This window comes from Ancylobacter sp. TW_SC_1, from assembly GCF_056836805.1.
The window spans coordinates 3,547,619-3,572,876 of record NZ_CM166365.1 but is presented as its reverse complement, the minus strand read 5'-3'; the positions used below and the strand labels follow the sequence as shown (position 1 = coordinate 3,572,876).

Annotated in this window: 23 protein-coding genes; 13 read left to right on the top strand and 10 right to left on the bottom strand. The window is 66.4% G+C overall.

Annotation, left to right across the window (positions count from 1 at the left end; translation table 11 throughout):
• Positions 1–315: 315 nt before the first annotated feature.
• The 7 genes from fabD (at position 316) to gmk (ending at position 6,756) form a co-directional block, all read left to right on the top strand.
• Positions 316–1,266, top strand: a complete 951-nt coding sequence (gene fabD / locus AC1PZ7_RS16745; RefSeq protein ID WP_482356335.1) for an ACP S-malonyltransferase — start codon at positions 316–318, stop codon at positions 1,264–1,266.
• Positions 1,267–1,286: 20 nt separating this feature from the next.
• Entirely contained in the window at positions 1,287–2,024 is a 738-nt protein-coding gene (gene fabG, locus AC1PZ7_RS16740; RefSeq protein WP_482356334.1) for a 3-oxoacyl-[acyl-carrier-protein] reductase, read from the top strand.
• Positions 2,025–2,251: 227 nt separating this feature from the next.
• A complete protein-coding gene (locus AC1PZ7_RS16735; protein ID WP_013165911.1) occupies positions 2,252–2,488 on the top strand; it encodes an acyl carrier protein in 237 nt (78 codons plus the stop codon).
• Between the two features lie 74 nt (positions 2,489–2,562).
• The gene (gene fabF, locus AC1PZ7_RS16730) at positions 2,563–3,825 is read left to right on the top strand and encodes a beta-ketoacyl-ACP synthase II (protein ID WP_482356333.1); all 1,263 of its coding nucleotides are present in this window, start codon (positions 2,563–2,565) and stop codon (positions 3,823–3,825) included.
• A gap of 126 nt (positions 3,826–3,951) precedes the next feature.
• Positions 3,952–5,097, top strand: a complete 1,146-nt coding sequence (gene mltG, locus AC1PZ7_RS16725) for an endolytic transglycosylase MltG (protein ID WP_482356332.1) — start codon at positions 3,952–3,954, stop codon at positions 5,095–5,097.
• 79 nt (positions 5,098–5,176) lie between these two features.
• Positions 5,177–6,064 (top strand): YicC/YloC family endoribonuclease, encoded by an 888-nt coding sequence (locus tag AC1PZ7_RS16720; protein WP_482356331.1) that lies wholly within the window; start codon positions 5,177–5,179, stop codon positions 6,062–6,064.
• A gap of 71 nt (positions 6,065–6,135) precedes the next feature.
• Positions 6,136–6,756: a guanylate kinase gene (gmk, locus tag AC1PZ7_RS16715; protein WP_482359662.1), complete on the top strand. Its 621-nt coding sequence runs from the start codon at positions 6,136–6,138 to the stop codon at positions 6,754–6,756.
• On the opposite strand, the gene rsmA is transcribed toward gmk, so the two are convergent.
• The 6 genes from rsmA to lptF form a co-directional block, all read right to left on the bottom strand.
• Positions 6,729–7,610: a 16S rRNA (adenine(1518)-N(6)/adenine(1519)-N(6))-dimethyltransferase RsmA gene (gene rsmA, locus AC1PZ7_RS16710; protein ID WP_482356330.1), complete on the bottom strand. Its 882-nt coding sequence runs from the start codon at positions 7,608–7,610 to the stop codon at positions 6,729–6,731. The genes gmk and rsmA overlap by 28 nt on opposite strands.
• Positions 7,611–7,634: 24 nt before the next feature.
• Positions 7,635–8,684 (bottom strand): 4-hydroxythreonine-4-phosphate dehydrogenase PdxA, encoded by a 1,050-nt coding sequence (pdxA, locus tag AC1PZ7_RS16705; RefSeq protein ID WP_482356329.1) that lies wholly within the window; start codon positions 8,682–8,684, stop codon positions 7,635–7,637.
• A 7-nt stretch (positions 8,685–8,691) separates the two neighbouring features.
• Positions 8,692–9,672 carry a SurA N-terminal domain-containing protein gene (locus tag AC1PZ7_RS16700; RefSeq protein WP_482356328.1) on the bottom strand — a complete coding sequence of 327 codons (981 nt, stop codon included), beginning with the start codon at positions 9,670–9,672 and terminating at the stop codon, positions 8,692–8,694.
• Between the two features lie 112 nt (positions 9,673–9,784).
• A complete protein-coding gene (locus AC1PZ7_RS16695) occupies positions 9,785–12,277 on the bottom strand; it encodes an LPS-assembly protein LptD (protein ID WP_482356327.1) in 2,493 nt (830 codons plus the stop codon).
• Positions 12,274–13,359, bottom strand: coding sequence for an LPS export ABC transporter permease LptG (gene lptG / locus AC1PZ7_RS16690; protein ID WP_482356326.1), 1,086 nt, complete (start codon positions 13,357–13,359; stop codon positions 12,274–12,276). Before lptG ends, AC1PZ7_RS16695 begins: the two co-directional genes overlap by 4 nt.
• Positions 13,360–13,413: 54 nt before the next feature.
• Positions 13,414–14,571: an LPS export ABC transporter permease LptF gene (lptF, locus tag AC1PZ7_RS16685; RefSeq protein ID WP_482356325.1), complete on the bottom strand. Its 1,158-nt coding sequence runs from the start codon at positions 14,569–14,571 to the stop codon at positions 13,414–13,416.
• A 201-nt stretch (positions 14,572–14,772) separates the two neighbouring features.
• Between lptF and AC1PZ7_RS16680 the strand changes: the two genes are divergently transcribed.
• From AC1PZ7_RS16680 to AC1PZ7_RS16670, 3 genes are all read left to right on the top strand, one after another.
• Positions 14,773–16,281 carry a leucyl aminopeptidase gene (locus AC1PZ7_RS16680; protein WP_482356324.1) on the top strand — a complete coding sequence of 503 codons (1,509 nt, stop codon included), beginning with the start codon at positions 14,773–14,775 and terminating at the stop codon, positions 16,279–16,281.
• A gap of 48 nt (positions 16,282–16,329) precedes the next feature.
• On the top strand, positions 16,330–16,776 hold the full coding sequence (locus AC1PZ7_RS16675; RefSeq protein WP_482356323.1) for a DNA polymerase III subunit chi: 447 nt from the start codon (positions 16,330–16,332) through the stop codon (positions 16,774–16,776).
• 312 nt (positions 16,777–17,088) lie between these two features.
• Complete coding sequence (locus AC1PZ7_RS16670; RefSeq protein WP_482356322.1) at positions 17,089–18,393, top strand: porin; 1,305 nt, start codon at positions 17,089–17,091, stop codon at positions 18,391–18,393.
• A 419-nt stretch (positions 18,394–18,812) separates the two neighbouring features.
• Here the strand turns inward: AC1PZ7_RS16670 and AC1PZ7_RS16665 are convergent, their stop codons facing one another.
• On the bottom strand, positions 18,813–20,684 hold the full coding sequence (locus AC1PZ7_RS16665) for an ABC-F family ATP-binding cassette domain-containing protein (RefSeq protein WP_482356321.1): 1,872 nt from the start codon (positions 20,682–20,684) through the stop codon (positions 18,813–18,815).
• Between the two features lie 162 nt (positions 20,685–20,846).
• The gene (locus AC1PZ7_RS16660) at positions 20,847–21,380 is read right to left on the bottom strand and encodes a DinB family protein (RefSeq protein WP_482356320.1); all 534 of its coding nucleotides are present in this window, start codon (positions 21,378–21,380) and stop codon (positions 20,847–20,849) included.
• A gap of 231 nt (positions 21,381–21,611) precedes the next feature.
• Between AC1PZ7_RS16660 and aqpZ the strand changes: the two genes are divergently transcribed.
• Complete coding sequence (gene aqpZ, locus AC1PZ7_RS16655; protein WP_482356319.1) at positions 21,612–22,304, top strand: aquaporin Z; 693 nt, start codon at positions 21,612–21,614, stop codon at positions 22,302–22,304.
• Positions 22,305–22,699: 395 nt separating this feature from the next.
• Here aqpZ and AC1PZ7_RS16650 read toward each other — a convergent pair whose 3' ends face one another.
• Positions 22,700–22,918 (bottom strand): hypothetical protein, encoded by a 219-nt coding sequence (locus AC1PZ7_RS16650; RefSeq protein ID WP_482356318.1) that lies wholly within the window; start codon positions 22,916–22,918, stop codon positions 22,700–22,702.
• A gap of 256 nt (positions 22,919–23,174) precedes the next feature.
• Entirely contained in the window at positions 23,175–23,381 is a 207-nt protein-coding gene (locus tag AC1PZ7_RS16645) for a hypothetical protein (protein WP_482356317.1), read from the bottom strand.
• A gap of 224 nt (positions 23,382–23,605) precedes the next feature.
• Here AC1PZ7_RS16645 and ndk point away from each other — a divergent pair, with 224 nt between their 5' ends.
• Positions 23,606–24,028, top strand: a complete 423-nt coding sequence (gene ndk, locus AC1PZ7_RS16640; RefSeq protein ID WP_482356316.1) for a nucleoside-diphosphate kinase — start codon at positions 23,606–23,608, stop codon at positions 24,026–24,028.
• A gap of 367 nt (positions 24,029–24,395) precedes the next feature.
• Positions 24,396–25,100: a TerC family protein gene (locus AC1PZ7_RS16635; protein ID WP_482356315.1), complete on the top strand. Its 705-nt coding sequence runs from the start codon at positions 24,396–24,398 to the stop codon at positions 25,098–25,100.
• Positions 25,101–25,258: the final 158 nt, after the last annotated feature.

Genomic DNA, 25,258 nt, shown 5'->3' with positions numbered 1-25,258 from the left:
CCGGAGCGCCGTTTGGGCCATCTGGCCACGGCGTCATATGTCCGGCACGGCGCAGAAGCCGGTTCGGGCGCCACCCCGGGCAGGCGATGCATGTGGAACATCGCGCCGATGATCGCCGCCGCCGGGTGGGGGCTGATAAGAAGAACCTGCCGGGCCGGGCGGCAGGCAGGTGCAAGGTAGGCAGGCGGGCCGGTCCCGGATTAAGGGTGAAGAAGTCGGAAGCCTTCCAGGCCCTCCGGCCCTCGCGGCTTGACACAAGGCGCTCAGCGGTGTTCCTGCGGCCGCCAATTCTTAAAGGATAGGTTTCGTTACGTCATGAGCAGCGCGTTCGTTTTCCCCGGTCAGGGCAGCCAGATCGTCGGCATGGGCAAAGCCCTCGCCGACAATTTCGCTGCAGCCCGCGCCGTTTTCCAGGAAGTCGACGACGCGCTCGGCGAGAATCTGTCCGCGATCATGTGGGATGGGCCGATCGAGACGCTGACGCTCACCGCCAACACCCAGCCGGCGCTGATGGCCTCCTCGCTTGCCGCCCTGCGTGTGCTGGAGAGCGAGGCCGGCCTCGATCTGGTGCGCGACGCTGCCTTCGTCGCCGGCCATTCGCTGGGCGAGTATTCCGCGCTCGCCGCCGCCGACTCGATCTCCATCGCCGATACCGCACGCCTGCTGCGCCTTCGTGGCACCGCCATGCAGGCCGCGACGCCTGTCGGCACCGGTGCGATGGCGGCGATCCTAGGGCTCGACTTCGACAAGGTCGCCGCCGTCGCCGCCGAGGCGGCGCAGGGTGAGGTCTGCGACATCGCCAATGACAACGCGCCCGGCCAGGTCGTCGTCTCCGGCGCCACGGCGGCGGTCGAGCGCGCCTGCGAGATCGCCAAGCGCGAAGGCGCCTCGCGCGCCATCATGCTGACTGTTTCCGCTCCCTTCCATTGCAGCCTCATCGCCTCCGCCGCAGACGCGATGCGCGATGCGCTGGCGGGTGTTGAAGTGCGCGCGCCGAAGGTGCCGCTGGTCGCCAACGTGACAGCCGCCCCGGTGAACGCTCCGGACGAGATTCGTGCCCTGCTGGTGAAGCAGGTGACGAGCACGGTACGCTGGCGCGAATCCGTCGCCTTCATGGCGGAGCAGGGGGTGACGCGCCTCATCGAAGTCGGCACCGGCAAGGTGCTGTCCGGCCTCACCAAGCGTATCGCCCGCCAGGTTGCCGCCGCGAATGTCGGCATGCCCGAGGACGTCGCCGCCTTTGCCGCCATCGCGGCCGAGGCGTGAGAGACAATCAGGAGGTTTCCGTGTTCGATCTGACAGGCAAGACGGCCCTCGTCACCGGTGCGACCGGCGGCATTGGCGGGGCGATCGCCAAGTCGCTGCACGCTCAGGGTGCCACGGTGGCGATTTCCGGCACCCGCCGCGAGGTGCTCGAGGCGCTGGCCGCCGAGCTGGGCGAGCGTGCCCATGTGCTGCCCTGCGACCTTTCCAACACCGAGCAGGTCGAGCAGCTCGTGCCGCAGGCCGAGGAAGCCTTGGGTGCGCTCGACATTCTCGTGAACAATGCCGGCATCACCCGCGACGGACTGTTCATCCGTCTCACCGACGAGATGTGGGACACGGTGATCGCGGTGAATCTGACGGCGGGTTTCCGCCTGACCCGCGCCGCCGCCCGCTCCATGATGCGCCGGCGTACCGGCCGTATCATCGGCATCACCTCGGTGGTGGGCGTGACCGGCAATGCCGGCCAGGGTAATTATGCCGCCGCCAAGGCCGGCATGATCGGCATGTCCAAGGCGCTCGCCAAGGAAGTCGCGCCGCGAGGCGTGACGGTAAACTGCATCGCGCCGGGCTTCATCGCGACGCCGATGACCGACGTGCTGAACGACAAGCAGAAGGAAGCGATTCTCTCGGCCGTTCCGGCCGCGCGCCTGGGTTCGCCCGAGGATATCGCCGCCGCTGCCGTCTACCTTGCCTCCAACGAGGCCGCCTATGTCACGGGCCAGACGCTGCACGTGAACGGCGGGATGGCCATGATCTGACTAAGGCCGCCGAGACCGTTGGTAACCCGCGCTTTACGGCGCTGGTTTTGACGTTTGAAGTGTGCTAACGACCGCCACGGCTCACAGGGGTGGACACCGCAATCTCACTGCGGAGACGTCTGGGTACCTCCTGTAATCGGGGCAGAAAACAGGCCGCCAACGCCGCGTTCGCGCGGGGGCCAAATGGAACAACGTAGCAACCTCCGGATACGGACGAGGGTGAACCGATGAGCGATATTGCCGAGCGCGTGAAGAAGATTGTAGCCGAGCATCTGGGCGTCGAGCCCGAGAAGGTTACCGAGAATGCGAGCTTCATCGACGACCTCGGCGCCGACAGCCTCGATACGGTCGAGCTTGTCATGGCCTTTGAAGAAGCCTTCAATTGCGAGATCCCGGACGACGCCGCCGAGACGATCCTGACCGTCGGCGACGCCATCAAGTTCCTGGAAAAGAACGCGGCCTGACGGCTGCACTCGCGCGCTGCGGCGGATCATCCGTCGCGGCGCCATTTCGTTAGGAAGTTCCCCGGAGACATCGGATGAGGCGCGTCGTCGTTACCGGCCTCGGCATGGTGACGCCGCTCGGTTGCGGCGTTGACGTTACCTGGAAGCGACTGCTTGCCGGCCAGAGCGGTGCCCGTCGCGTAGAGAATTTCGAGGTTTCGGACCTGCCGGCCAAGATCGCCTGCCAGCTTCCGCGCGGCGACGGCACCGACGGCACCTTCAATCCCGACCAGTGGATGGAGCCGAAGGAGCAGCGCAAGGTCGACGAGTTCATCGTCTATGCGATGGCCGCGGCCACCCAGGCGCTGGACGACGCCGACTGGCACCCGACTTCCTACGAGGACCAGTGCGCCAGCGGCGTGCTGATCGGCTCCGGCATCGGCGGCCTGCAGGGCATCGCCGAGACCAGCCTGCTGCTGCAGGAGCGTGGTCCGCGCCGGGTCTCCCCCTTCTTCATTCCCGGCCGGCTGATCAATCTCGCCGGCGGCTATGTGTCCATCGAGCACGGTCTCAAGGGGCCGAATCATGCGGTCGTGACCGCCTGCTCGACCGGCGCGCACGCGATCGGCGATGCCGCGCGTCTCGTCGCCTTCGGCGATGCCGACGTGATGGTCGCCGGTGGCACCGAATCGCCGATCAACCGCCTGGCGCTTGCCGGCTTCGCCGCCTGCCGCGCGCTGTCGACGGGCTATAACGACACGCCCGAGAAGGCCTCGCGCCCCTATGATCGGGACCGCGATGGCTTCGTCATGGGCGAGGGCGCCGGTGTCGTCGTGGTCGAGGCGCTCGACCATGCGCTGGCGCGTGGCGCCAAGATCTATGGCGAGGTCGTCGGCTACGGCATGTCTGGCGACGCCTATCACATCACCGCGCCTTCCGAGGACGGCGACGGCGCCTATCGCTGCATGCGGGCGGCGCTGAAGCGGGCCGGCATCTCGCCCTCCGAGGTCGACTACATCAATGCCCATGGCACCTCGACCATGGCGGACGAGATCGAACTCGGAGCGGTCCAGCGCCTGCTCGGCAACACCGCCGCGCGGGTCTCCATGTCGTCGACCAAGTCGGCTATCGGCCATCTGCTCGGTGCGGCCGGCGCGGTCGAGGCGATCTTCTCGCTGCTGGCGATTCGCGACCAGATCGCCCCGGCCACCATCAATCTGGACAATCCGTCGATTGAAACGCCGATCGATCTGGTGCCGCACACGCCGCGCCAGCGCGAGATCGACTATGTGTTGTCGAACTCGTTCGGCTTTGGCGGTACCAACGCGTCGCTGGTCTTCAAGCGCTACGCGAACTGACCGCACGGCAGCGACGAAGCCGGGGAAAGCCTGCTCGTCCCCGGCGGCAGGCTTCCCGTTTTCGCCATCTTTTGGGGTAGTCTGCCATTGCGTTGCGCCGCCCGCGGACGCTAGGCGAGGCACCCGATGACCGACGAAACTCCCCCGACGCCGATCGACGGCGCCGCCGGTTCGACCACACCGGAAAAGTCGCCCGACCGCCGCTGGGCCTCACGCCGTGCGCATCACCCGGTGATCGCCGCCGGCAGCGCGATCTTCACCCTTCTTCTCGTCGTCATCGTGCTCGGTGGCGGGGCGCTGTGGTTCGGCAAGGCGCGCTATTACGCGCCGGGACCGCTCGCCGAGGACAAGGCGGTGGTGGTGCCGAACGAATACGGCGTGATCGACATCGCCGACCTGCTCGTCAAGCAGGGCGTGATCGACGACAAATGGGTCTTCGTCGGCGCCGCCGTCGGCAGCCGGGCGTCGAGCAAGCTGAAGGCGGGCGAGTATGCCTTCGCCAAGGGCGCCTCGATCCAGCAGGTGCTGGGCACCATCGTCTCCGGCAAGGTGATCGAATACACCGTCACCATTCCCGAGGGGCTCACCAGTGATCAGGTGGTCGAGCGGCTGCTGGAGGTGGCGGCGCTTTCCGGCAGCGTCCGGCAGGTGCCGCGCGAAGGCAGCCTGATGCCCGACACCTACAAGATCACCCGCGGCACGTCGCGCGAGGACCTGCTGCGCCGCATGATGCGCACGCAGGACGCGGCGCTGAAGGAAATCTGGGACAAGCGTGATCCGGACCTGCCGCTGAAGTCGCCGGAAGAGCTCGTCATCCTCGCCTCGATCGTGGAGAAGGAGACGGGCGTGCCCGACGAGCGGCCGCAGGTGGCGGCGGTGTTCGTCAACCGGCTCAACAAGAAGATGCGCCTGCAGTCCGACCCGACGATCATCTACGGGCTGGTGCGCGGCAAGGGCCGCCTGGAGCGCCCGCTGACCCGCACCGACATCTCCACCCCGACGCCGTTCAACACCTACACAATCCCGGCGCTGCCCCCCGGGCCGATCGGCAATCCGGGCCGCGCCTCGCTGGAGGCGACCGCCAATCCGGCGAAGACCAAGCATCTGTACTTCGTCGCCGATGGCTCGGGCGGGCACGTCTTCGCCGAGACGCTCGACGTGCACAACAAGAACGTGGCGCGCTGGCGCCAGATCGAGCGCGAGCAGAAGATCGACCCGGCGAGCCAGCCGGCCGGCACCTCGGGCACCACCGGCGCGACGGCGGTCGATTGAGCGGTGGCGCCGGCTTGAGGCCGGCGGCGCCCGCCGTTATGTTCCGCCCGCCGTCCCGGGGGACGGGCAGGGGGAAGTTATGGCGCTGGCCAGCATGACGGGTTTCGCACGCACGCAGGGCACCAGCGGTGCGTGGGGCTGGGCCTGGGAGTTGAAGTCGGTCAACGGCAAGGGCCTCGATGTGAGGCTGCGCCTTCCCGCCGGCTGGGAGGGCCTCGAAGCCGGGCTCAAACAGATCGCGTCGCGCGTGCTCTCGCGCGGCAACGTCAACGCCAATCTCACGCTCACGCGCTCGGATCCCGAGGTCAGCGTGCGGGTCAACGAGGACGTGCTGCGCGCCGTCGCGCTTTCTGTGCGGCGCGTCGCGGCCGAGCTCGATGCCCCGCCGGTGCAGCTCGAGAGCCTGCTGGGCCTGAAGGGCATGCTGGAGATCACCGAGGCCGAGGAGGGCGAGGCCGAGCGCGCCGCTGCCGAGGCGGCCATCGTGGTGGGCTTCGAGCAGGCGCTGGCCGAGCTTGCCGCCATGCGCGCGCAGGAAGGCGCCGCGCTCTGCATCGTGCTGAGCGAGCGGCTCGACGGCATCGCCGGCCTGACCGCAGCGGCGGAGGCCAACCCGGCACGCCAGCCCGAGGCGATCCGCGTCAAGCTGGCCGACCAGATTCGGGTGCTGATGGACACGGGTGCCAATTTCGATCCCGACCGGCTGCACCAAGAGGCGTTGATGATCGCCTCCAAGGTCGATGTGCGCGAGGAACTCGACCGGCTGGTGGCCCATGTCGCCGCCGCGCGCGCCATGCTGGCCGAGGGTGGTTCGGTGGGGCGCCGGCTCGATTTCCTCGCCCAGGAATTCAACCGCGAAACCAACACCTTGTGCTCCAAGGCCAATGACGTGTCGCTGACCGCTATCGGGCTGGAGCTGAAGGGGCTCGTCGAACAGTTTCGCGAGCAGGTCCAGAACATCGAGTGAGGCACACAGTGAGCCAGACCAACGAGAACGCCGCGAGCCCGGGCGCTGCTGTCGGAGGCCGCCGCGGGCTTATGCTGATCCTCTCCTCGCCGTCCGGGGCGGGAAAATCGACGCTGGCTCGGCTGTTGCTGGAGCAGAACCCCGATATCTACCTCTCGGTGTCGGTAACGACCCGAGGGCGCCGCCCCAGCGAGGTGGAGGGCGTGCATTACCACTTTCTGGCGCGCGAGCGCTTCGAGCGGCTGCGTGACACCGACGAGCTTCTGGAATGGGCGGAGGTGCACGGCAATTTCTACGGCACGCCGCGCGAACCTGTGGAGGCTGCGCTGGCGGCGGGCCGTGATGTGCTGTTCGACATCGATTATCAGGGGGCCGAGCAACTCTACGAGAAGATGCCGGAGGACATCGTCGGAGTGTTCGTCCTGCCGCCCTCGGCGGCTGAGCTGAAGACGCGGCTGGAGCGCCGGGCGGAGGACGCCTCGGGCGTCATCGAGAAGCGGCTGAAGAATGCCCGCACCGAGATCGCGCACTGGCGGGACTACAATTACGTTCTGGTGAATGCGGACCTGAACTCGACCTTCGTCAATCTGCGCAACATCCTGCTGGCCGAACGGCTGCGCCGTGAGCGCCAGCTCGGTCTTGCGCCGGTCATCGAACGGCTGGATCAGGAACTGGCAATGCTCACGGATTGAGGGGCTGCACGGCGCATCGCCACCCAGGCGTTGGTGAGGGCGACGAAGCCTTCCACCGGGACCTGTTCGGCACGCTCGGTGGGCTCGATGCCGGCGGCCGCCAGGAGCTGTCCGGTGTCCACGCCGAGGCTCTTGAGGCTCTGGCGCAGCATCTTGCGGCGCTGCCCGAAGGCGGCCTCCGTCACCCGCTCCAGCGCCTTCAGCTCGCAGGGCAGGGGGGTCGGGCGCGGCACTAGATGCACGACCGAGGACGTGACTTTCGGCGGCGGCACGAAGGCCGAGGGCGGCACGTCGAAGGCGATGCGCGCCTGCGCCCGCCAGCCGGTGAGCACGGCGAGCCGGCCGTAATGATCCTCGCCCGGCGCCGCGACGATACGCTCGGCGACCTCGCGCTGGAACATCAGCGTCAGGCTCTCATACCAGGGCGGCCACGGATCGGCGGAGAGCCAGCCGATGAGCAGCGGCGTCGCGATGTTGTAGGGCAGGTTGGCGATGATCGCGGCCCGCTCGCCGGGCGCGACAAGGGCGGCATAGTCGGTCGCCAGTGCGTCGCCCTCCACCACCTGAAGACGGTCGCCATAGCGCGTGGCGACCTCCGCCAGCGCCGCGACGCAGCGCGCGTCGCGCTCTATGGCAACGACGCGCCGCGCGCCGAGCGCGAGGATGGCGCGGGTGAGGCCGCCCGGCCCCGGCCCGACCTCGATGACCGTGAGATCGTCGAGCCGCCCGGCGGTGCGGGCGATCTTCGAGGTGAGGTTGAGGTCGAGCAGGAAGTTCTGGCCCAGCGATTTCAGCGCGGAGAGCCCGTGCTCGCGGATGACGTCGCGCAGCGGGGGCAGGTCGTCGATGCTCATCGTCTGATGTCCCCGCGGCCGGCGTCAGGCCGGCCGGCCGTCGAGCGCCAGCCGCTCTTCCGCGCGCGCCGCGTCGCGGTCGGCGAGCCGGCGGGCGAGCCGCAGCGCTTCGATCAGGCTGGAAGGATCGGCGCGTCCGGTGCCGGCGATGTCGAAGGCCGTGCCGTGATCGGGCGAGGTGCGCACGAAGGGCAGGCCCAGCGTGACGTTGACTGCGCGGTCGAAGGCAAGCGCCTTCGCCGGTGCGAGCACCTGGTCGTGATAGGCGCCGATGGCGACGTCATAGGTCTTGCGCGCGGCCGGGTGGAACAGCGTGTCGGCAGGCAGCGGGCCGCGCGCGTCGATCCCTTCATGGCGCAGGGATTCGACGGCGGGACGGGTCACGAGCTCGTCCTCGAGCCCGAGCGTGCCCTCCTCGCCGGCATGCGGATTGAGGCCGCATATGGCGAGGCGGGGGGCGGCGATGCCGAAGCGCCGGATGAGGTCGCGGGCGGTGATCCGCGCCGTCTCGATCAGCAGTTCCTGCGTGAACAGATGCGGCACCTGCGCCAGCGGCACATGGATGGTGGCGGGAACCACGGCGAGCTCTGGCGACCAGATCATCATGACCGGGCGGGGAGCCGGCTTGTCCGCGAGATGGGCGAGGTATTCGGTGTGACCGGGAAAGGCGAAGCCGTCGGCGTAGAGTACGGCCTTCGAGATCGGGTTGGTGACGATGGCGGCGGCGCGCCCCGCGCGTTCGAGGCTGACGGCGGCGTCGATTGCCGCGCAGGCGGCGGGTGCACTGGTGGCGTCCGGACGCCCGGGAGCGGCCGTGGCGCGTGGTCCGGCGGGAACGACCGGCAGGGCGACCGGGAAGAGCGAGAGGGCCTCCTCCGGCGTGCATTCGGCGATCGGGACGACGAGGCCGAGTTGGCCGGCGCGGGCGCGCAGGAGGTCGGCGTCGCCGGTGACGAAGAAGGGCGGCAGCCGCCGTTCGGTGCGCAGCAGCCAGGCTGCGAGCGTGATGTCCGGCCCGACGCCGGCGGGCTCGCCTGACGTCAGTGCCAGAACGGGCGAGGATGGGGGTGCCATCGTCGCGTCAGCGATACTGGATCATGGCGGTCTTGCGGGCGTCCGCCAGCAGGCGCTTGGAGATCGCGTCGAACTGCTTGGTCTCCAGCTCGTTGCGCACTTCGCGCTTCTGGGCGCTCTCGCCGACCACCTCGCGGCGGGCGCAGATGGCGACCATCTCGATGCCGACGCGGGTGACTTCGGGCGGCGTCATATGACCGACCGGGGTTTCGTCCATCAACTTGCGCACCTGGGCGCTCATGTCGGCCGAGGTGCGGATGACCGGGTCGCGCACCACGGTCTCGCGCATGGCGCGGGCGGTGTCGACGCCGGTCTCGCAGTCGGCAAACGCCTTGCGCAGGCTGTTGGCCTCCGCCATGCGCTGGGAGCGCTGGCCCGCATCGGCGGTGCGCCCGATCACCAGGACGATCTGGCGGATGGTATATTCGGTGGTGCGTTGGGCGCGGGTGAGATCCTCGCCCTTGGTCGAGAGCGCGGCGAAGACGTCGGAGTCACGTACCGTCGCGGCCGAGGAGTAGCGACCGCGGACGTAGTTGTTCCAGACGTAGTCGGCGCGCATCTTGGTCTTGAGCATGCGGGCATCGAGGCCGGACTGGGAGAGCGCCTGCGTCAGTTGCTCCGGCGTGCGGCCAGAGCGGGTGCCCATGCGGGCGAACATCTTCTCGATCTCGTCCTTGTCGGCCGTGATGCCGAACCGCTCGGCGGTGACGATCTTGAGCCTTTCGTCGATCAGTTCTTCCAGCGCCTGCTTCTGGGTCAGCGTGCGGCGCTCGGTGAGCTGGGCAAGCTTGATGCGCTGAGAGGCATCGAAGGTGGTGATAGGTTGCCCCTGCACCATGACCAGAATCTGCTGAGCGCTGGCGGTACCGGGCAGGACGCTGATGGCGCCGACAACGGCGCAGCCGACAATCAGTACCCGGGCGACCGGCGCGGCGACCAGACGACGACCGGCACGCCAGCCATCCCGTATCCAAGCCCGTCCGAGCATTTCCGTTCCACTCTCCCCTTCGGCGCCGGAGGCGCGGCAACCCTCGGATCGGAGGGGTGCGAAATCGTCGTCTTTCTGATCGGCGGATGTGGCGTCAATACGACGCTACCGGCTAATCGCTGCCCGATCCGAAGCCCGATCCGATTTCCGACGAGAAGCCCGCCTCGCCGAGCGTCTTCAGGGTGATCGTCACCAGAACCGTGTCGACCCGCTCGCGATTGCCGCTTTCCGTGTAGTCCGAGCGGTAGCTGAGGGCGAGCCCGAAGCACTCGTCGATATAGGAAATGCCGAACAGCGTGTAGTCGATCTCGTCGAGGTTGAGATTGTAGCGCGCGGCCGCCCGCAGGTTCCAGTTCTCGTTCAGCTTGAGCGTGCCCGTGCCGAGGATGCCTTCGCGTTCCTCGTAATAGCCGAGCTCCGGCTGTGCCGTGTACAGGCCGTACAGCGCGGAAACCGTCAGGCGCTTGTTGATGGTCGCGCGTCCCTCGACCTCGTAGCGCTGGACCGTCCAGTCGTCGTGATCGAAGCGGAAGCGATTGATCAGCGAGAAGTCCTTGGTCGGCTGGTAATACAGGCGCGCGACGTAATCGGAGACATCGTCCTCGAGGCCGGATTCGGCACCCGTATTGGCCATGTCCTCATAGGCATAGGAGTTCTTGCCGAAGAGCTGGTAGGACTGGCCGAACAGCGCGTTGATCTGGCCGCCATCGTTGAAGTTGGCGGTGTACTGGATGCCGACATTGGCACGCCCGCCGCCTTCGACGCGGTCATAGCCGGAGTACTTGCTGACCTCGAACAGGTTGGTGTCGTCGAAGATCAGGCTCTGCGCGTCCTCGTTCGGGAACTGGCCGATGTCGGTCTCGTCGGGCCGGATGATGACCTGGGCGATCGGCTCGATCGTCTGGGTACCCCAGCTCTGCACCGCGATGAAGGGATAGCGGTATTCGAGGCCGACGGCCGGCATGGCGCGGACGAGCTGCTCGTCGCCGCCGGTCCCGAGCCACGGCTGATCTTCGGTCTGAGCCTGCACCGAGGCCACGTCGAGCTGCATGTTGAAGAACGGCGTCCAGGTCTGGCCTGCCGTATCGATGAAGGTGCGGCGCCAGTCGACCACGCCCGACAGGCGGGTGTAGCTGCCGACCATGCCGCGCATCAGGCAGGCGTCGTGCACATCCACGCCGGCGGCGTCGACCTTGGCGAGATCGCACTGGTTGGTCGGGCCGTCGTAAAGGGTCGGATTGGTCGGCGCGAAGGCGGCCGAGGTGGCGCGCAGGTCGATCTGGTTGCGGGTCAGGCTGGTCAGGTTGAAGTCATAGCTGAACTGGCCGCCGAAGACCGATTCGCCGAGCGTCTTGCTGTAGTCCAGCACCGGATGGACGATCGGCTGCTGGTCCTGGACGTCATAGGACGTCAGGCCGGTGAAATACATCGCGCGGACGTCGAAATAGGAGCGGTCGCCCTGGCCCACCAGATAGAGCTGGGAGGTGACTTCGCGCGTCGACGTGTTGATGAGATTGTAGTCCTGCAGGAAGGTCTCGTCTGACATCAGCCAGCCGTCCCAACCCCAATACCAGTTCTTGTTGATGTTGAACCGGCCGTGCGTCTCGACCACGCCGCGCTGGTCGCGATAGCCGGGCTGGCCGAGGAACTCGTCCTTGTCTTGCTGCTCGATGCCGGCGGCGCGGATGCTGTAGCTGCCCGTCTCCAGCCGGTGGCGGAACTCGCCATCGAGCATCACGCCCTGCTTGGACACGATGAGCGGGGAGAACGTCACGTCCATGTTGGGCGCGATGTTCCAGAAATAGGGAACCGTGGCGCCGTATCCGATCTCGGAGTTGTTGATGAACTGCGGGATCAGGAAGCCGGACTTGCGCTTGACGGTCGGGTCGGGCGCTTCGAGATAAGGAACCCACGCGATCGGGACGCCCAGGAACTCAAGCCGGGCATCCTCGAAATAGATCATCTGTTCCTTTTCTTTATGGATGATCTTGGCCGCCTTCACCTGCCAGAGCGGCGGCTTTTGCGGGTTTTCCTTACAGGGTTCGCACGGCGTGTAGGCGCCGCTGCTCAGCACCGTCGTGTCGCCGCCCGAACGGTCGGCGCGCGCGGCGACGAAGTGCATGCTGTCGGGGGTGTCGATGCGCAGCGAGTTCACGAAACCGTCGGTGAAGTCCTGCGACATATCGAGGTTGTCGGCGGCAATGATGGTGCCGTCCTTGTCCTTCAGGCGCACGCCGCCTTCCGCACGCAGGCGGTTGCCGTTTCGATCGTACACGACGCGCTTCGCCTCGAGGACGGCGCCGTCGTAATAGATCTGAACGTTGCCTTCGGCGATCACCTCGTTGCGCGTGTTGTCGTAGACCAGCTCATCGGCGGTCACGAGCATCTTCGCATTGGGATCTGACTGGCGATTGCCCATGAGACCGGCCGCGAGGGCAGGCGGTCCGGCGGGATTTTGCGCATACGCCCGCTGCGCCGGGGCAAACGCGACCAGCGTGGCGGATGTTACCGCGAAGAGCAGCCAACAGGTGGGACTGTCCAGCCGACGTACGCGTCGCTGGGCTGCCGTATCCACCTGGCCGGCTATCACGCTGCCGACCTTCATCCGTCCTCCCGGTGAAGCAGGATGAGAACCCCCATCAATGCTCCAACGACCGCTGGAAACCACGCTGCAATAATGGGATGCACAATCCCGGCCTCCCCGAGATCCTCGGCGAGCTTGGTAGAAACATAAAGCAGAAAGCCGGCGGCGACGCCACTGAGAATCGTCTGGCCGATGCCGCCGAAGCGGAAGACGCGCAGGCTGACGGAGGCGGCGATGAGCACCATCGCCAGCAGCAGCATGGGGCGGGCCAGCAGGCTCTGGTACTGCAGCCGATAGCGTTCGGCACCGAAGCCGACGCGGGTCGCGGCGTCGATGGCGGCCGGCAGTTTCCAGAACGGAACGCTCTCGCTTTGCAGCGATTCCTGGACCTGATTCGGAGTGAGATTCGTCGCGAGCATGTACGTATCGTACTCCTGCAACCCTATTCCAGGAGTTAAGACGCGCGCATTCTCCAGCCGCCAGACGCCTGATTCCAGGATGGCGTGGCGTGCCTCGATGCGTTCGAGGAGCTTGTCGTGCTCGTCGAACAGAAAGACGTTGACGCCGTTGAGTTGGCGCCCGCCATCACCGGTTGCCGCGGCCTGAAGAATCGCCTGTCCGTCGACACTCTGCTGGCGCATCCAGAAACCGCCGGTGGTGCTGGCGAACAGGCCGGTCTGGCGATTGAAGATGTCGGCTTCCAGCCGGCTGGCGCGGTCCTTGAAGTCGGCCGAGACGGGATTGTAAACGGTTGTGGAAAACAGCCCGAGCGCGACCGCCAGCAGGCAGGCGGGTGCGATGAACTGCCACGCCGAGATGCCGGCGGCGCGGGCGACGACCAATTCGAGCCGACGCGACAGGGTCAGGAACGTGCCGATGGCCCCGAACAGCACCGCGAAGGGCAGAAGCTGCTCGGTGAAGAACGGCATGCGGTAGAGGACCAGCAACATCAGTGTGGAGAAGTCGACGTCGCGCTCGCCGACGCGCCGCGACAGTTCCAGCAGGTCGATGAGCATGATCAGCCCGGCGCACCCGACGAAGATGCCGAGCACCGAGCTGAGAAACCGGCGGCCGAAATAGATTCCGAGCGTCCTGCCGATCACGTCGCCGCTCCGCTGTCGCTTTGGGTGGCCCGCACATTTCCTCCCATTGGTGGCTCAGTTCACCGTGGCACGCACGACGCGCTGCGCCAGGCGGTCGATCCGCTGGCGAATCGCCTCGGGCATGCGCGGCTTGAAGCGGCCGCTGAGTGAGAGCATGGAGCCGATGATGAACACGATGGGCACGATATAGACCACAGGGACGAGGCTGGGATCGTGCCGGACTTGGTTGATCAGGCCGAAGCTGGTCACCTGCAGCGTGATGATGAACGGTGCCGTTGCCGCCAGCGCCAGTCCGCGTCCCTCGCGGGTGGTACGCGGTTCGGCGAGCGAGGCGCAGGCGATGCCGAAGAATGCCAGCACGTAGAGCGGTAGCGACAGGCGGCGGTGAATCTCCTCGGTGAAGCGCCCCGCCTCGACGAGGTAGACGTAATCCTTCGGATCGGGGTTCAGCAGTTCGCGGAAGGAGCGCTCGGGCGCGCGATAGACCGTGGCTTCGCCATTGGAGGTGAAGGGCGACAGGTCGAAGGCGTAGCGCTGGAACTCGACGACGTTGCTGTCCGGCTTGCCGGGTGTGCGCCGATGGATGGCGCCGTCCTCGAGGACGAGGAAGGTGCCGTCGGGCGTATCGAGCACCTGCCCGCGCTCGGCGAGATAGGTGTTCACCTGGTTGGGATTGCGGGCGTCGTTGATGAAGATGCCCCCCAACACGCCGCTGGCGTTGCGCTCCCGCACGTTGAACACCATCCCCTGCGCGAGATTGGTGAAGCGGCCGGGCTGGGCGATGAAGGCGACGACATCCGCGCGCACCCGCGAGATCTCGAAGCGGAACTGGCGCATCGCGGCCGGCACCAGTTCAAGCGACAGCGCCGCGCAGCATGCGGCCACGATCAGTGCGAGAATCACCAGCGGGCGCAGAAAGCGCCAGGTCGAGATGCCCGCGGCGCTCGCCACCACGATTTCGGAATCGCTGTTCAGGCGGAACAGCGTATGAGCCACCGCCATGAACAGCGCGGCCGGCGCCAGGCCGAGGATGAGCGCGGGCAGGGCGAGGCTGGTGATGAAGACGAAGGCAAGGATTGTCTGGCCCTGCGTCGTCATGATGTCGAGTTCACGCAGGGCCTGCGTGACCCAGATCATGGCGGTCAGCACGACGAGCGTTCCGAAGAAGGCTGTCGCGGCCGAGCGGAACACGTAACGGTCTAGGCGGTTCATCGAGCGGCGTACCTTGGTCCTGTCTGCGAAACGCCCGCCGCCCCGGCGAGACCGTTCTCACCCGCGATGAATAATTGGCTGCGCGATCCGGCGCAAATCGGGCGTTGGTGCGTTAACGCCGTGACCGGTTTGAGTCTCGTCGCACGCCGCGCATTCGGCTAAAGAGAAGGGAACGAGTGCTAAGACCCCACAAGGTGCAATATGCCGGATAATGTGAAAATCAGTTTTGCCAAGTCTCCGACGGCTCTTGAGGGGATTGTCGTGCTCCTCGCGGCCGAGCCGGCCGAGGGCGACGAGCCCGTCTTCGCCCCGTCGGTGGAGGCGTTGCTCGCCCCGTCCGGCACGCTCCTGTCGCGCGCCGCGCAGGCCGACCGTTTCACCGGCAAGTCCGGCAAGGCGCTTGAGATCGTCGCGCCGGCCGGGCTGGACGTGTCGCGCCTCATCGTCGTGGGCGTCGGCAAGGTGTCGGCGCTGAAGCCGTTCGACTGGCTGAAGATCGGCGGCGCCATCATGGGCAGGCTCCCGGCCTCGGCCAAGGATGTCGGCATCGTGCTGGCGCTTCCGGGCGGCGAGGTGCCGGCCGAGGCGGCTGCGGAGGTTGCGCTTGGCCTGCGGCTGCGCGCCTATGGCTTCGACCGCTACAAGACCAAGAAGAAGGCGGACGAGGCGACGCCGAAGCCCAAGGTCACTCTTTATATAGAGGACGACGCAGCGGCCAAGCGCGCCTGGAAGAAGCGCGAGGGCGCCGGCGAGGGCATCGTGATCGCCCGCGATCTGGTGAACGAGCCCGCCAATGTGCTCACCCCCACCGAGTTCGCCAAGCGTGCCGGCGACCTCGCCAAGGTCGGCGTCGACGTCGAGGTGCTCGGCGAGAAGGACCTCAAGAAGCTCGGCATGGGCGCGCTGCTCGGCGTCGGCCAGGGCTCCGATCAGGAAAGCCGCGTCGTGGTGATGCGCTGGAACGGCGGCAAGTCCGGCGAGGCGCCGGTCGCCTTCGTCGGCAAGGGCGTGGTGTTCGATACCGGCGGTATCTCGATCAAGCAGGCCGCCGGCATGGAGGACATGAAGGGCGACATGGCGGGAGCGGCCTGCGTCGTCGGCCTCATGCACGCGCTGGCGAGCCGCAAGGCCAAGGTGAACGTGGTGGGCCTGATCGGCCTCGTCGAGAACATGCCCGATGGCAAGGCGCAGCGCCCCGGCGACATCGTCACCTCCATGTCGGGGCAGACGATCGAGATCATCAACACCGACGCCGAAGGCCGCCTCGTGCTCGGCGATGTGCTCTGGTACGCCAAGGAGCGCTTCAAGCCGCAGTTCATGGTCGACCTTGCCACGCTCACCGGCGCGATCATCGTCGCGCTCGGCACCGAGCATGCCGGCCTGTTCTCCAACAATGACACGCTGGCCGAGCGGCTGACCGAATCGGGGCTGACGACGGGCGAGAAGGTGTGGCGCCTGCCGCTCTCGGCGGAATACGACAAGCTCATCGATTCGAAGTTCGCCGACATGAAGAACACCGGCGGGCGCTTCGGCGGCTCGATCACCGCCGCGCAGTTCATCCAGCGCTTCGTCGGCGACGTGCCGTGGGCGCATCTCGACATCGCCGGCACCGGCATGTCCTCGCCGGCGACCGAGTTCAACAAGAGCTGGGGTGCGGGCTGGGGCGTGCGCCTGCTCGACGATCTTGTCGCCAGCCACTACGAATCGTAGCGTTCGACGTGCACGGGACGGCCGGCCGCATGTGAGGGGAGCCGCTTCATGACGGAAGTGTTCTTCTATCATCTGCAGAGCCGGCCGCTCGAAGCGGCCCTGCCGCTGCTTCTGGAGAAATGCCTCGAGCGCGGCTGGCGCTGCGCCGTGCAGTCGACCTCCCCGGAACGGGTCGAGGTGCTCGATCAGCTTCTGTGGACGTATGACGAGGCGTCCTTCCTGCCGCACGGCACGGATCGCCAGGCCGATCCCGCCCGCCAGCCGATTCTCCTCACCACCGACGAATCGAACCCGAACGACTCCGCGGTGCGATTCCTGATCGACGGCGCGACGATTCCCGACCTTGGCGCCTATACGCGGGTCATCCATCTGTTCGACGGCAACGATTCCGACGCGATCGAGCAGGCCCGTGGGGCCTGGCGGACGGCGCGGGCCGGCGGGCACGAGGTTGCCTACTGGCAGCAGGGCGCGGACGGGCGCTGGCAGCGGCGGTGAATGGGGCGGCGCGGTGGCGCCCTTCGCCGCAATCGTTGCATTCCCGTTGCCGTCCAGATCCGGAGTGTCGGCGTTAAGTCTTGATTTACCAAGGCTTTCCGCAGTTGCCTTCGCGACCCCGCACGGATCTGGGGCCCCCGTGAAAATTGTGTCTCGATGGCAACACTTCGTTGCGGAATGGGCGGGAAGGGCACTTTGAGGCCACTTTGGCTTTGCACCGCCGGGGCGTTTCAAACAATATCACTGTGGATGCCGCGCTTTGCGGCGGGTCCTGACAATCGAAAACCCAACATTGGTCCAATTTGGGGGAGAATGAAGTTGAAGACGGTCATTAAGAATGTGCTGCTCGGCTCGGTCGCCGGGCTTGCGATGGTCGGGACTGCTGCGGCGGCCGATCTGCCTGTGAAGGCGAAGGCTGCGGAATACGTGAAGATCTGCTCCACCTACGGCGCGGGCTTCTACTACATTCCGGGCACCGACACCTGCCTGAAGGTGGGTGGTTACGTGACGGCGGACACCTACTTCGCCGACATTGAAGGCACCACCCGGGTCAACACCCCGGCCGGCAGCCTGACGATCAAGGACGATCCGGACGGGCAGACCTACTTCTACACCCGCGTCGGCGTTCAGCTCGATGCCCGCACGCAGACCGAATACGGCACCCTGCGTTCGTACTTCGAAGGCCGCTTCGAGGCGGGCGAGTTCTACGGCTTCGGCCAGGAAATCGAGACCGGCGAGTTCAGCTTCAACGACGAGTCGCTCAACGACGTCTACCTGAAGTACGGCTACATCCAGTTCGCTGGCTTCACCTTCGGTCGCGCCACCTCGGCGTTCGACTTCTGGGCGGGCGACGGCTGGCAGGGCATTCAGCCGGGTAACTTCTACTCGGATACGACCGGCAACGTGATCCAGTACACCGCCGACTTCGGTAACGGCTTCTCGGCGACCATCGCCGTTGAAGACGCCTATGCCCGTGACGACGAGTTCGCGAACTTCGTCCTCCTCAGCGGTCAGCAGGTTCCGGATATCGTTGCGAACATCGCCTACGAAGGTTCGTGGGGCGCGTTCAAGGTCTCCGGCGCGTATCACGACATCGGCGACTGGAACCCGCTTGACGGTGACGGCGTTGCGACCCCGTTCTACAGCAACGACAGCTCCGGCTGGGCGGTTCTGGCTGGCGTTCGCTTCGACTTCGCTGAGACCACCACCCTGTACGTCGAAGGTGCCTACGCTCAGGGCGCCCCCGGCTACCTCGGCCTCTCCGGCACGATCCCGGTTGTTGACGCGTTCGGTGACGCGGTCGCTGGCTGGTACGTCGGCGGCAGCCTGATCCACTACTGGACCCCCTCGGTCTTCACGACCGTGGTCGGCAGCTACACCTCGACCGACAACTTCCAGGTCGATACCGTGTTCGACGACAGCTACAGCTCGGTTGACTTCACCGGCTACAACGTCGGCGTCAACATCGGCTGGATCCCGGTCAAGGGTCTGACCCTCGTCCTGCAGTACGACTACCTGAACGCCGAGTACTCGGGTTCGGATTGGGCGATCCCGGCCACGTTCTCCGAGGAAGTCTCGCAGAACCGCGTCGTGTTCTCCGCCAAGCGCACCTTCTGATCTCTTCAGAGATCGGTTCTACGGAAAGCCCCGGCCTTGTGCCGGGGCTTTTTGCTTTTGCGGGCATCGCAATCGATACGCGGCCTGCCATCGACCCTGCCGCGCGCCAGCGTCCGGACCATCGGCGTCATCCCGACGAGACGCTCGGCCGAGCCGTGATCATGCGGTGGTCATGCGGTGAATCGGGCATGGCAGGCGCGCCGACGCTGCCGGATCAAGGTTGGGCACGCCCAAGGTTGGCACGCCACAGCCGGATCCGCTTCTGCTGCGCCATCGGCGGCACGGCGAGCCCTATCGGTCTGGAACGACCCGGACACAGCGCCGGCGATGCGGGCGCATGACCGATCCTGCTCCCTTGCCGAGCCCGTAAGGCGTCGGGAGGGCAGGGAGGATATCGACTGCCGCTCGACGGCGGCCGGTCAGCCGGCCGTTGCCTCGTCCAGTGCGGCGGACGCGTGCAGCCAATCCTCTTCGGCCTTGGCGAGCGCATAGGCGGTTTCGGTACGATCTCTCGCGAAACGCTGCGCCTCGGCGGGGTTGCGCAGATAGAGCGTCTCGTCGGCGAGCTTCTCGTCGAGCGCCGCGATGCCGCGTTCCAGCTTCGCCATGGCCGCTTCCAGTTCCTTGATCTTCCGGCGCAGCGGCGCCGTCTCGGCCCGTCGGTCGGCCGCCTGGCGCCGCTCGTCGGCGCGGGTCGACGTCGCTTCCTTGCGTTGGGAGGAGGCCCCGCGCCCGACGACCAGCTTCTGGTACTCGTCGAGGTCTCCCTCGAAAGGCTTGACCGTACCTTCGGCCACCAGCCACAGCCGTTCGGCGCTGGCATCCAGCAGCGATCGGTCGTGGCTGATCAGGATCACAGCGCCGGGAAAATCGTTGATGGCTTCCATCAGCGCCTGCCGCGCGGCGATGTCGAGATGGTTGGTCGGCTCGTCGAGGATGAGCAGGTGCGGCCCGTGAAAGGCGGCGAGGCCGAGCAGCAGCCGCGCCTTCTCACCGCCCGAGAGCGCGGTGATGGTCGTGTTGGCGGCGGCGCCGGAGAAGCCCATTTCGGCGGCGCGCGAGCGCACCTTGGCTTCCGGCGCGTCCGGCATCAGCCGGCGGACGTGGTCGTACACGGTCTCGTCCGCGACGAGTTCGTCGAGCTGGTGCTGGGCGAGATAGGCGATCTCCAGCCCTGCCGCGCGCACGACCGCGCCGCCGAGCGGCGCGAGGCGGCCTGATATCAGCTTGGCGAAGGTCGACTTGCCGTTGCCGTTCGGGCCGAGCAGCGCGATGCGATCGTCATGGTCGATGCGCAGGGTGAGATTGCGCAGCACCGGGCGGCCGGGCTCGTAGCCCGCCGACACGCCGTCCAGCGTGAGGATCGGCGGCGAGGGGATTCGCTCGGGGTGGCGGATCGAGATCGCGGCCGCCGTCTCGCTTGCCGCCTGCGCGATGGGGGCCATCCGGGCCAGCGCCTTGAGTCGCGACTGCGCCTGCTTGGCCTTGGTCGCCTTGGCGCGGAAGCGCTCGACAAAGGCTTCCATGTGCTTGCGCTTGGCTTCCTGCTTCAGCCGCGCCTTCTGGTCGACATACTGCTTCTCGGCGCGCTGGCGCTCGAAAGAATCATAGCCGCCGCGCCAGAGCGTCAGCTTGCCCTGGTCGAGGTGCAGGATGAACGACACGGATTCGTTCAGCAACTCGCGGTCATGGCTGACGATCAGCACGGTGCGCGGGTAGTGGGAGAGGTAGTCCTGCAGCCACAGCGTGCCTTCGAGATCGAGATAGTTGGTGGGTTCGTCGAGCAGCAGCAGGTCGGGCTCGGCGAAGAGGATGGCGGCGAGCGCGACGCGCATGCGCCAGCCGCCGGAGAATTCCGAGCAGGGACGCTGCTGCGCGGCGTCGTCGAAGCCGAGGCCGGCGAGAATGCGCGCGGCCCGCGCCGGTGCGGCATGGGCGTCGATGTCGACGAGACGCAGCTCGATCTCGGCGATGCGCGCGGGATCGGCGGCGCCCTCGCGTTCATGCAGCAGGCGGGCGCGCTCGGTGTCGGCGGCGAGCACCACGTCGATCAGCCGCTCTGGACCGGCCGGCGCCTCCTGCGCGACCTGGCCGATTCGCGCGCCATTCGGAATGCGGATGTTGCCGGTCTCCAGCGCGATGTCGCCGGTGATGGCACGAAACAGCGTGGTCTTGCCGGTGCCGTTGCGTCCGACAAGGCCGATCCGCGCGCCCTCGGGCAGGGCGACGGAGGCGTGGTCGATCAGCAGCCGGCCGGCGACGCGCAGCGAAATGTCTTCGAGTACGATCATGCCCGTCTTGTGCCGCGTGGCCGGCTGGTCGGCAAGAGAGATGCAGGCTGCAAACATAGTTGCCGCAAACATGGGTGCGCTGGACATGCATGCGGTGTCCCGCGGCGCGGCGCCCGGCTTCCGCCTTTGCCGGGCGTGTCCGCAGGCGAGCGCCCCGTCGCTTCAGGCCGACCGGGCGATGCCGGTCTCCCGCTGGAAGCCGATGAGGTCCAGAGAAGGCGCCGCCTCGTTTCCGAGCATCCCGCTGATCAGGCAGTGCACCTGGCCGCGATGGTGGGTCTGGTGGTTGAAGAGATGGTCGAGCACCGTCGAGAGCGGCTGGACGAAGCGCGTGCCGGCCACATTGGCGTAGTGCAGCTCGGCGGACAGAGCCTCGGTGTCGAGGTCGTCCATAAAGGCGGAGATCCGCTTGTCTTCGGAATCACGGGCGACGACGAGGTCCGGAAGCGTGTCGAACAGGATGGCGTCAAGGCCGGCAGGGGCCTCCCCCGTGCCGCTGATCCGCCGCATCCAGAGCCGGTCTCCGACCAGCAGGTGGTTCAGCGTGCCGTGCACCGAGCCGAAGAAGGCACCGCGATCTGCCCGGAACTGCACCTCGCTCAGTTGCGCCGCCGCCGCGTAAAGACGGCGGTTGGCCCAGTGATTATAGGCGGCGAAGTCTCGATAGCGGCGCAGGTTGAGGCAATCGGTCGTCATGGCGTCTGTGTCCGTGCGGTGGCCGAAGCTGGGGACGATATGGTGCGATGCCAGCAACCTGCTTTCCAATTCCGTCTCGTGATGGAGGCCATCAGCGCCGGCATTTCCGCAGCGGAGGGGGCGCTGATCACGATCTCTTGACGGTGGGTGAGCGCTGTTCTCTCCTTGCGCTGGAGGTAGTGCCCGACGAGGCGCGCCTCGTCGGGCTTCCTTCATCAGGGGTTAGGGTACATGAAGAAGTATCTTGCCGAGCTCATCGGTACCGCCGTTCTCGTGCTGTTCGGTTGCGGTTCGGTCGTCGTGACCGGATTCGCCGACGTTTCGCCCATGTGGTTTCTCGCCGTCGCCTTTGCCTTCGGGCTGTCGGTGATGGCGATGGCCTATGGCATCGGGCCGATTTCCGGCTGCCACATCAACCCAGCCGTGAGCGTCGGCGTCTGGGCGGCGGGCCGCCTGTCGACCGGCGACCTCGCCGGCTACATCGTCGCGCAGGTGATCGGCGGCATTGTCGGCGCGGCGCTGCTGTACCTGATCATGTCCGGCAAGATTGGCGGCTTCGACATCACCACCTCCGGGCTGGGGCAGAATGGCTGGGGAGAGGGTTTCGGCCGCGGCTTCGGTCTCAGTACCGCGATCCTCGCCGAGCTTATCGGTACCTTCGTGTTCCTGATCGTGATTCTCGGGGCGACCAGCAAGGCCGGCACAACGCCGGTAGCGGGTCTGGCCATCGGCCTGACGCTGGTGCTGATCCACATCGTGTTCATCCCGGCGACCGGCGTGTCGGTCAATCCGGCGCGCAGCATCGGCCCGGCGCTGTTCGTCGGCGGAAAGGCGCTTGAGCAGCTCTGGCTCTTCGTGGTGATCCCGCCGATCGGCGGCCTGATCGCCGGCCTGCTGTTCAAGGCCAAGCTGCTGGAAGACTGAGGCGGCATCGAAGATTGCGGGCGGCGGAGCAGGGGCTCCGGCGCCCGAACCGCTCCGGACGGGACGGGGGTCCGCATCTGGCGTCGCACACCAATGAAAGAGCCCCGGCCCTGCGAGGCAGGACCGGGGCTGGTGCGTCGGGCGCCTGCCGGGTCGGCGGGACAGCCTGCGACCGTCGCTTCCGTTTCCGGAATGCACTCATCCTGCACAGGCAGGAGCAACGGTGGCTGAACGTGTCGTTGGCCGTTGTTCATCTTCGACCGAAGGGGGCAAAAAAATGCCCCGGCTCCTTGGGGGAGGAACCGGGGCGCTATGGGCTCGCGTCGGGGCTTGGGGGAGTGGGGATGCCGCGAGCCTAATCTTGAAATACCTAGTGAGAACCTGATTTTGGCCGCTCAGTAGCAGACCGCGCGCTCCACCTGCACCATCCGGCCGGCATCGCTCATCCACCGGGTCTGGCTGACGCAGTCACCGGCAATCTGCTCGACCGGAATCTCGACCGTCGCGACGGGAACCTGGCGCTTGAAATAACCGGTAGCAGAGGCGGCACCGACGAAAATGGCGGTGAAGCCCATAGCCGCGGCAACCAAGCTGATAGCAATGGCCTTGAACATGTCGGCACCTCATCCACCTCCCGGCGGACGAACCACCGGAGTTCTAAACGGTCATCAGGTCACTCACTGCTTCGGAAGGGAACGCGGGCCACACCACCTGCTTGCCAGCGCCGCCATCATCTGTGGCGCACCCAGCGGAACGAAACAATACGCGTTCGTTCATACGTGGTTGCCTCACCCAATCCGTTAACACCCACTTAACGTGCGTAGCGGCGCCAAAGTTCCAAGGGTCAATCATCAAGTCGTGATCGGCACTCTATTCGGCGAATACGCAACGCCGCTCCTTCACCATCCGCGGCGCGCCCTCGGTGAGAAGTGCGCGGCGTTCGATGAAGCAGGTCTTGTAGCCTTTCGGCCCGTGCAGCGGATCGGTCGTGGCGTCTGCCACCGGCAGGAAGGGCAAGGTGAGGAAGCCGATCGAGATGGCCACCACGCCGAGCATGGCTGCGAGACATTTTTTCATTGCTGTCATCCCTGCGCGGCGATCAAGGTCCCCGCATTCTGTTGGAAAACAGATGGGTTGCCCCGAGTTCCGCCGCAACGGGACGATTTCGATGTCGCACGATCCCACGGAGCGGCTGTCGAAACGCTGTCGAAAACGCCGTTCCGCTCGTCTTGTCGGGACTGGGAGGCACCGCTATAAGCCGCTGCGGACCCAATGCCCCCACATCCCAGGGAAATAACGTCATGGCGCTCGAGCGCACTTTTTCGATCATCAAGCCCGACGCCACCCGGCGCAACCTCACCGGCGCGATCAACGCCACCATCGAGAAGGCGGGTCTGCGGATCGTGGCGCAGAAGCGCATGCTGCTGACCCGCGCCCAGGCCGAGACCTTCTACGCGGTCCACAAGGAGCGTCCGTTCTTCGGCGAACTCGTCGACTTCATGATCTCGGAGCCGATCGTCGTTCAGGTGCTCGAGGGCGAGAACGCCGTCGCCAAGTATCGCGAAGTGATGGGTGCCACCAACCCGGCCAACGCCGCTGAAGGCACCATCCGCAAGGAGTTCGCCCTTTCGGTCGGCGAGAATTCGGCGCATGGCTCCGACAGCCTGGAGAATGCGCAGATCGAAATCGCGCAGTTCTTCGCCGGTAACGAGATCGTCGGCTGATCCCGACAGTCTTCGCCGCGGCCTTCCGCTATTGATAACGCCCCGTCCGGTGCTCCGGACGGGGCGTTGCTTTTTGCGCAGCAGCGTTCGTTACGCACATGCAGCATCGTTGAGTCAGGAAAATGCGGTATTCGGGGTTGGCCACCGCATGGATTATTATGTATGTTCCTGCCATGGGCGCTGCGGGGGTCCGGCCATGGAGAAGTGGCCCGCAGCGGGGATGCCGTTAATGGCGCGCCAAGAGCGCCCGGGAGTGGGCCCGCCGGAGCCACCTCCTCTTGCCTCACCTTAAAACGGCGCGCCAACGCCGAAAGAACATACTTGGAGTCCCGCCCGCATCCGGGCGGGAAGGTGAGGGAACGACGACATGAGCTACCTTGAGCCGCTCTTCTGGCTTGCACTTCTCAAGATCATCTGGATCAACGTACTGCTGTCGGGCGACAACGCGGTCGTCATCGCCATGGCCTGCCGCTCGCTGCCCGATCGCATGCGCCGAACCGGCATGATCCTCGGCGCAGGTGTCGCGGTCGGCATGCGCATTGTCTTCACCGCCATCATTGCGGTGTTGCTGGGCCTGCCCTGGCTGCGCATCGTCGGCTCGCTGGCGCTGCTGTACATCGCCGTCGATCTGGTCCTGCCGGAAGAGGGCGAGGAAGGCGGCGTCGCGGCGCATGACAGCCTGTGGCGCGCGGTCGGCACCATCGCCGTCGCCGACCTGGTGATGAGCCTCGACAACGTGGTCGCCATCGCGGCCGTGGCGGACGGCAACTGGACCCTCATCATCATCGGCCTCGTGATCTCCATTCCGATGATCATCGCCGGTGCGGCGCTCATCATGAGCCTGCTGTCGCGTTTCCCCTTCCTGGTCTGGGCCGGCGCCGGCCTGCTGGGCTGGGTGGCCGGCGAGATGTTCGTGTCGGACATCAAGATCCTCGAATATTTCGGCGAGGCCGTCGTCCATCATTACGAATATGCGGCGGCCGCGGCTGGTGCGGTGCTCGTGCTGGCAACCGGCTGGGCGCTGTCGCGCATGCGCAGCACCGAACATACGGCCGGCCCGCACGGGTCCTGACACCGTCGGGATTTCCCTCTCCGCTGGCGCCCGCGACGTCGTCTGTCGCGGGCGCTTTCAGTCTGCGGGTCGCAATTTGGTGTACTTAATAAAGTATACCAATATGATCTCAGGCGGGGCTGGACATTTCTTCCCGATGCATCAAGTTTTCGACGATC

Excerpts from the sequence above, each read along its gene's own strand:
- fabD (WP_482356335.1), top strand. The coding sequence starts at position 316 with ATGAGCAGCGCGTTCGTTTTCCCCGGTCAGGGCAGCCAGATCGTCGGC.
- AC1PZ7_RS16695 (WP_482356327.1), bottom strand. The coding sequence starts at position 12,277 with ATGAAGGTCGGCAGCGTGATAGCCGGCCAGGTGGATACGGCAGCCCAG.
- AC1PZ7_RS16635 (WP_482356315.1), top strand. The coding sequence starts at position 24,396 with ATGAGCTACCTTGAGCCGCTCTTCTGGCTTGCACTTCTCAAGATCATC.
- AC1PZ7_RS16735 (WP_013165911.1), top strand. The coding sequence starts at position 2,252 with ATGAGCGATATTGCCGAGCGCGTGAAGAAGATTGTAGCCGAGCATCTG.
- ndk (WP_482356316.1), top strand. The coding sequence starts at position 23,606 with ATGGCGCTCGAGCGCACTTTTTCGATCATCAAGCCCGACGCCACCCGG.
- gmk (WP_482359662.1), top strand. The coding sequence starts at position 6,136 with ATGCTGATCCTCTCCTCGCCGTCCGGGGCGGGAAAATCGACGCTGGCT.
- AC1PZ7_RS16660 (WP_482356320.1), bottom strand. The coding sequence starts at position 21,380 with ATGACGACCGATTGCCTCAACCTGCGCCGCTATCGAGACTTCGCCGCC.
- AC1PZ7_RS16645 (WP_482356317.1), bottom strand. The coding sequence starts at position 23,381 with ATGAAAAAATGTCTCGCAGCCATGCTCGGCGTGGTGGCCATCTCGATC.
- AC1PZ7_RS16665 (WP_482356321.1), bottom strand. The coding sequence starts at position 20,684 with ATGATCGTACTCGAAGACATTTCGCTGCGCGTCGCCGGCCGGCTGCTG.
- AC1PZ7_RS16680 (WP_482356324.1), top strand. The coding sequence starts at position 14,773 with ATGCCGGATAATGTGAAAATCAGTTTTGCCAAGTCTCCGACGGCTCTT.
- AC1PZ7_RS16670 (WP_482356322.1), top strand. The coding sequence starts at position 17,089 with ATGAAGTTGAAGACGGTCATTAAGAATGTGCTGCTCGGCTCGGTCGCC.
- lptF (WP_482356325.1), bottom strand. The coding sequence starts at position 14,571 with ATGAACCGCCTAGACCGTTACGTGTTCCGCTCGGCCGCGACAGCCTTC.
- aqpZ (WP_482356319.1), top strand. The coding sequence starts at position 21,612 with ATGAAGAAGTATCTTGCCGAGCTCATCGGTACCGCCGTTCTCGTGCTG.
- AC1PZ7_RS16675 (WP_482356323.1), top strand. The coding sequence starts at position 16,330 with ATGACGGAAGTGTTCTTCTATCATCTGCAGAGCCGGCCGCTCGAAGCG.
- mltG (WP_482356332.1), top strand. The coding sequence starts at position 3,952 with ATGACCGACGAAACTCCCCCGACGCCGATCGACGGCGCCGCCGGTTCG.
- AC1PZ7_RS16650 (WP_482356318.1), bottom strand. The coding sequence starts at position 22,918 with ATGTTCAAGGCCATTGCTATCAGCTTGGTTGCCGCGGCTATGGGCTTC.
- pdxA (WP_482356329.1), bottom strand. The coding sequence starts at position 8,684 with ATGGCACCCCCATCCTCGCCCGTTCTGGCACTGACGTCAGGCGAGCCC.
- fabF (WP_482356333.1), top strand. The coding sequence starts at position 2,563 with ATGAGGCGCGTCGTCGTTACCGGCCTCGGCATGGTGACGCCGCTCGGT.
- AC1PZ7_RS16700 (WP_482356328.1), bottom strand. The coding sequence starts at position 9,672 with ATGCTCGGACGGGCTTGGATACGGGATGGCTGGCGTGCCGGTCGTCGT.
- rsmA (WP_482356330.1), bottom strand. The coding sequence starts at position 7,610 with ATGAGCATCGACGACCTGCCCCCGCTGCGCGACGTCATCCGCGAGCAC.
- AC1PZ7_RS16720 (WP_482356331.1), top strand. The coding sequence starts at position 5,177 with ATGGCGCTGGCCAGCATGACGGGTTTCGCACGCACGCAGGGCACCAGC.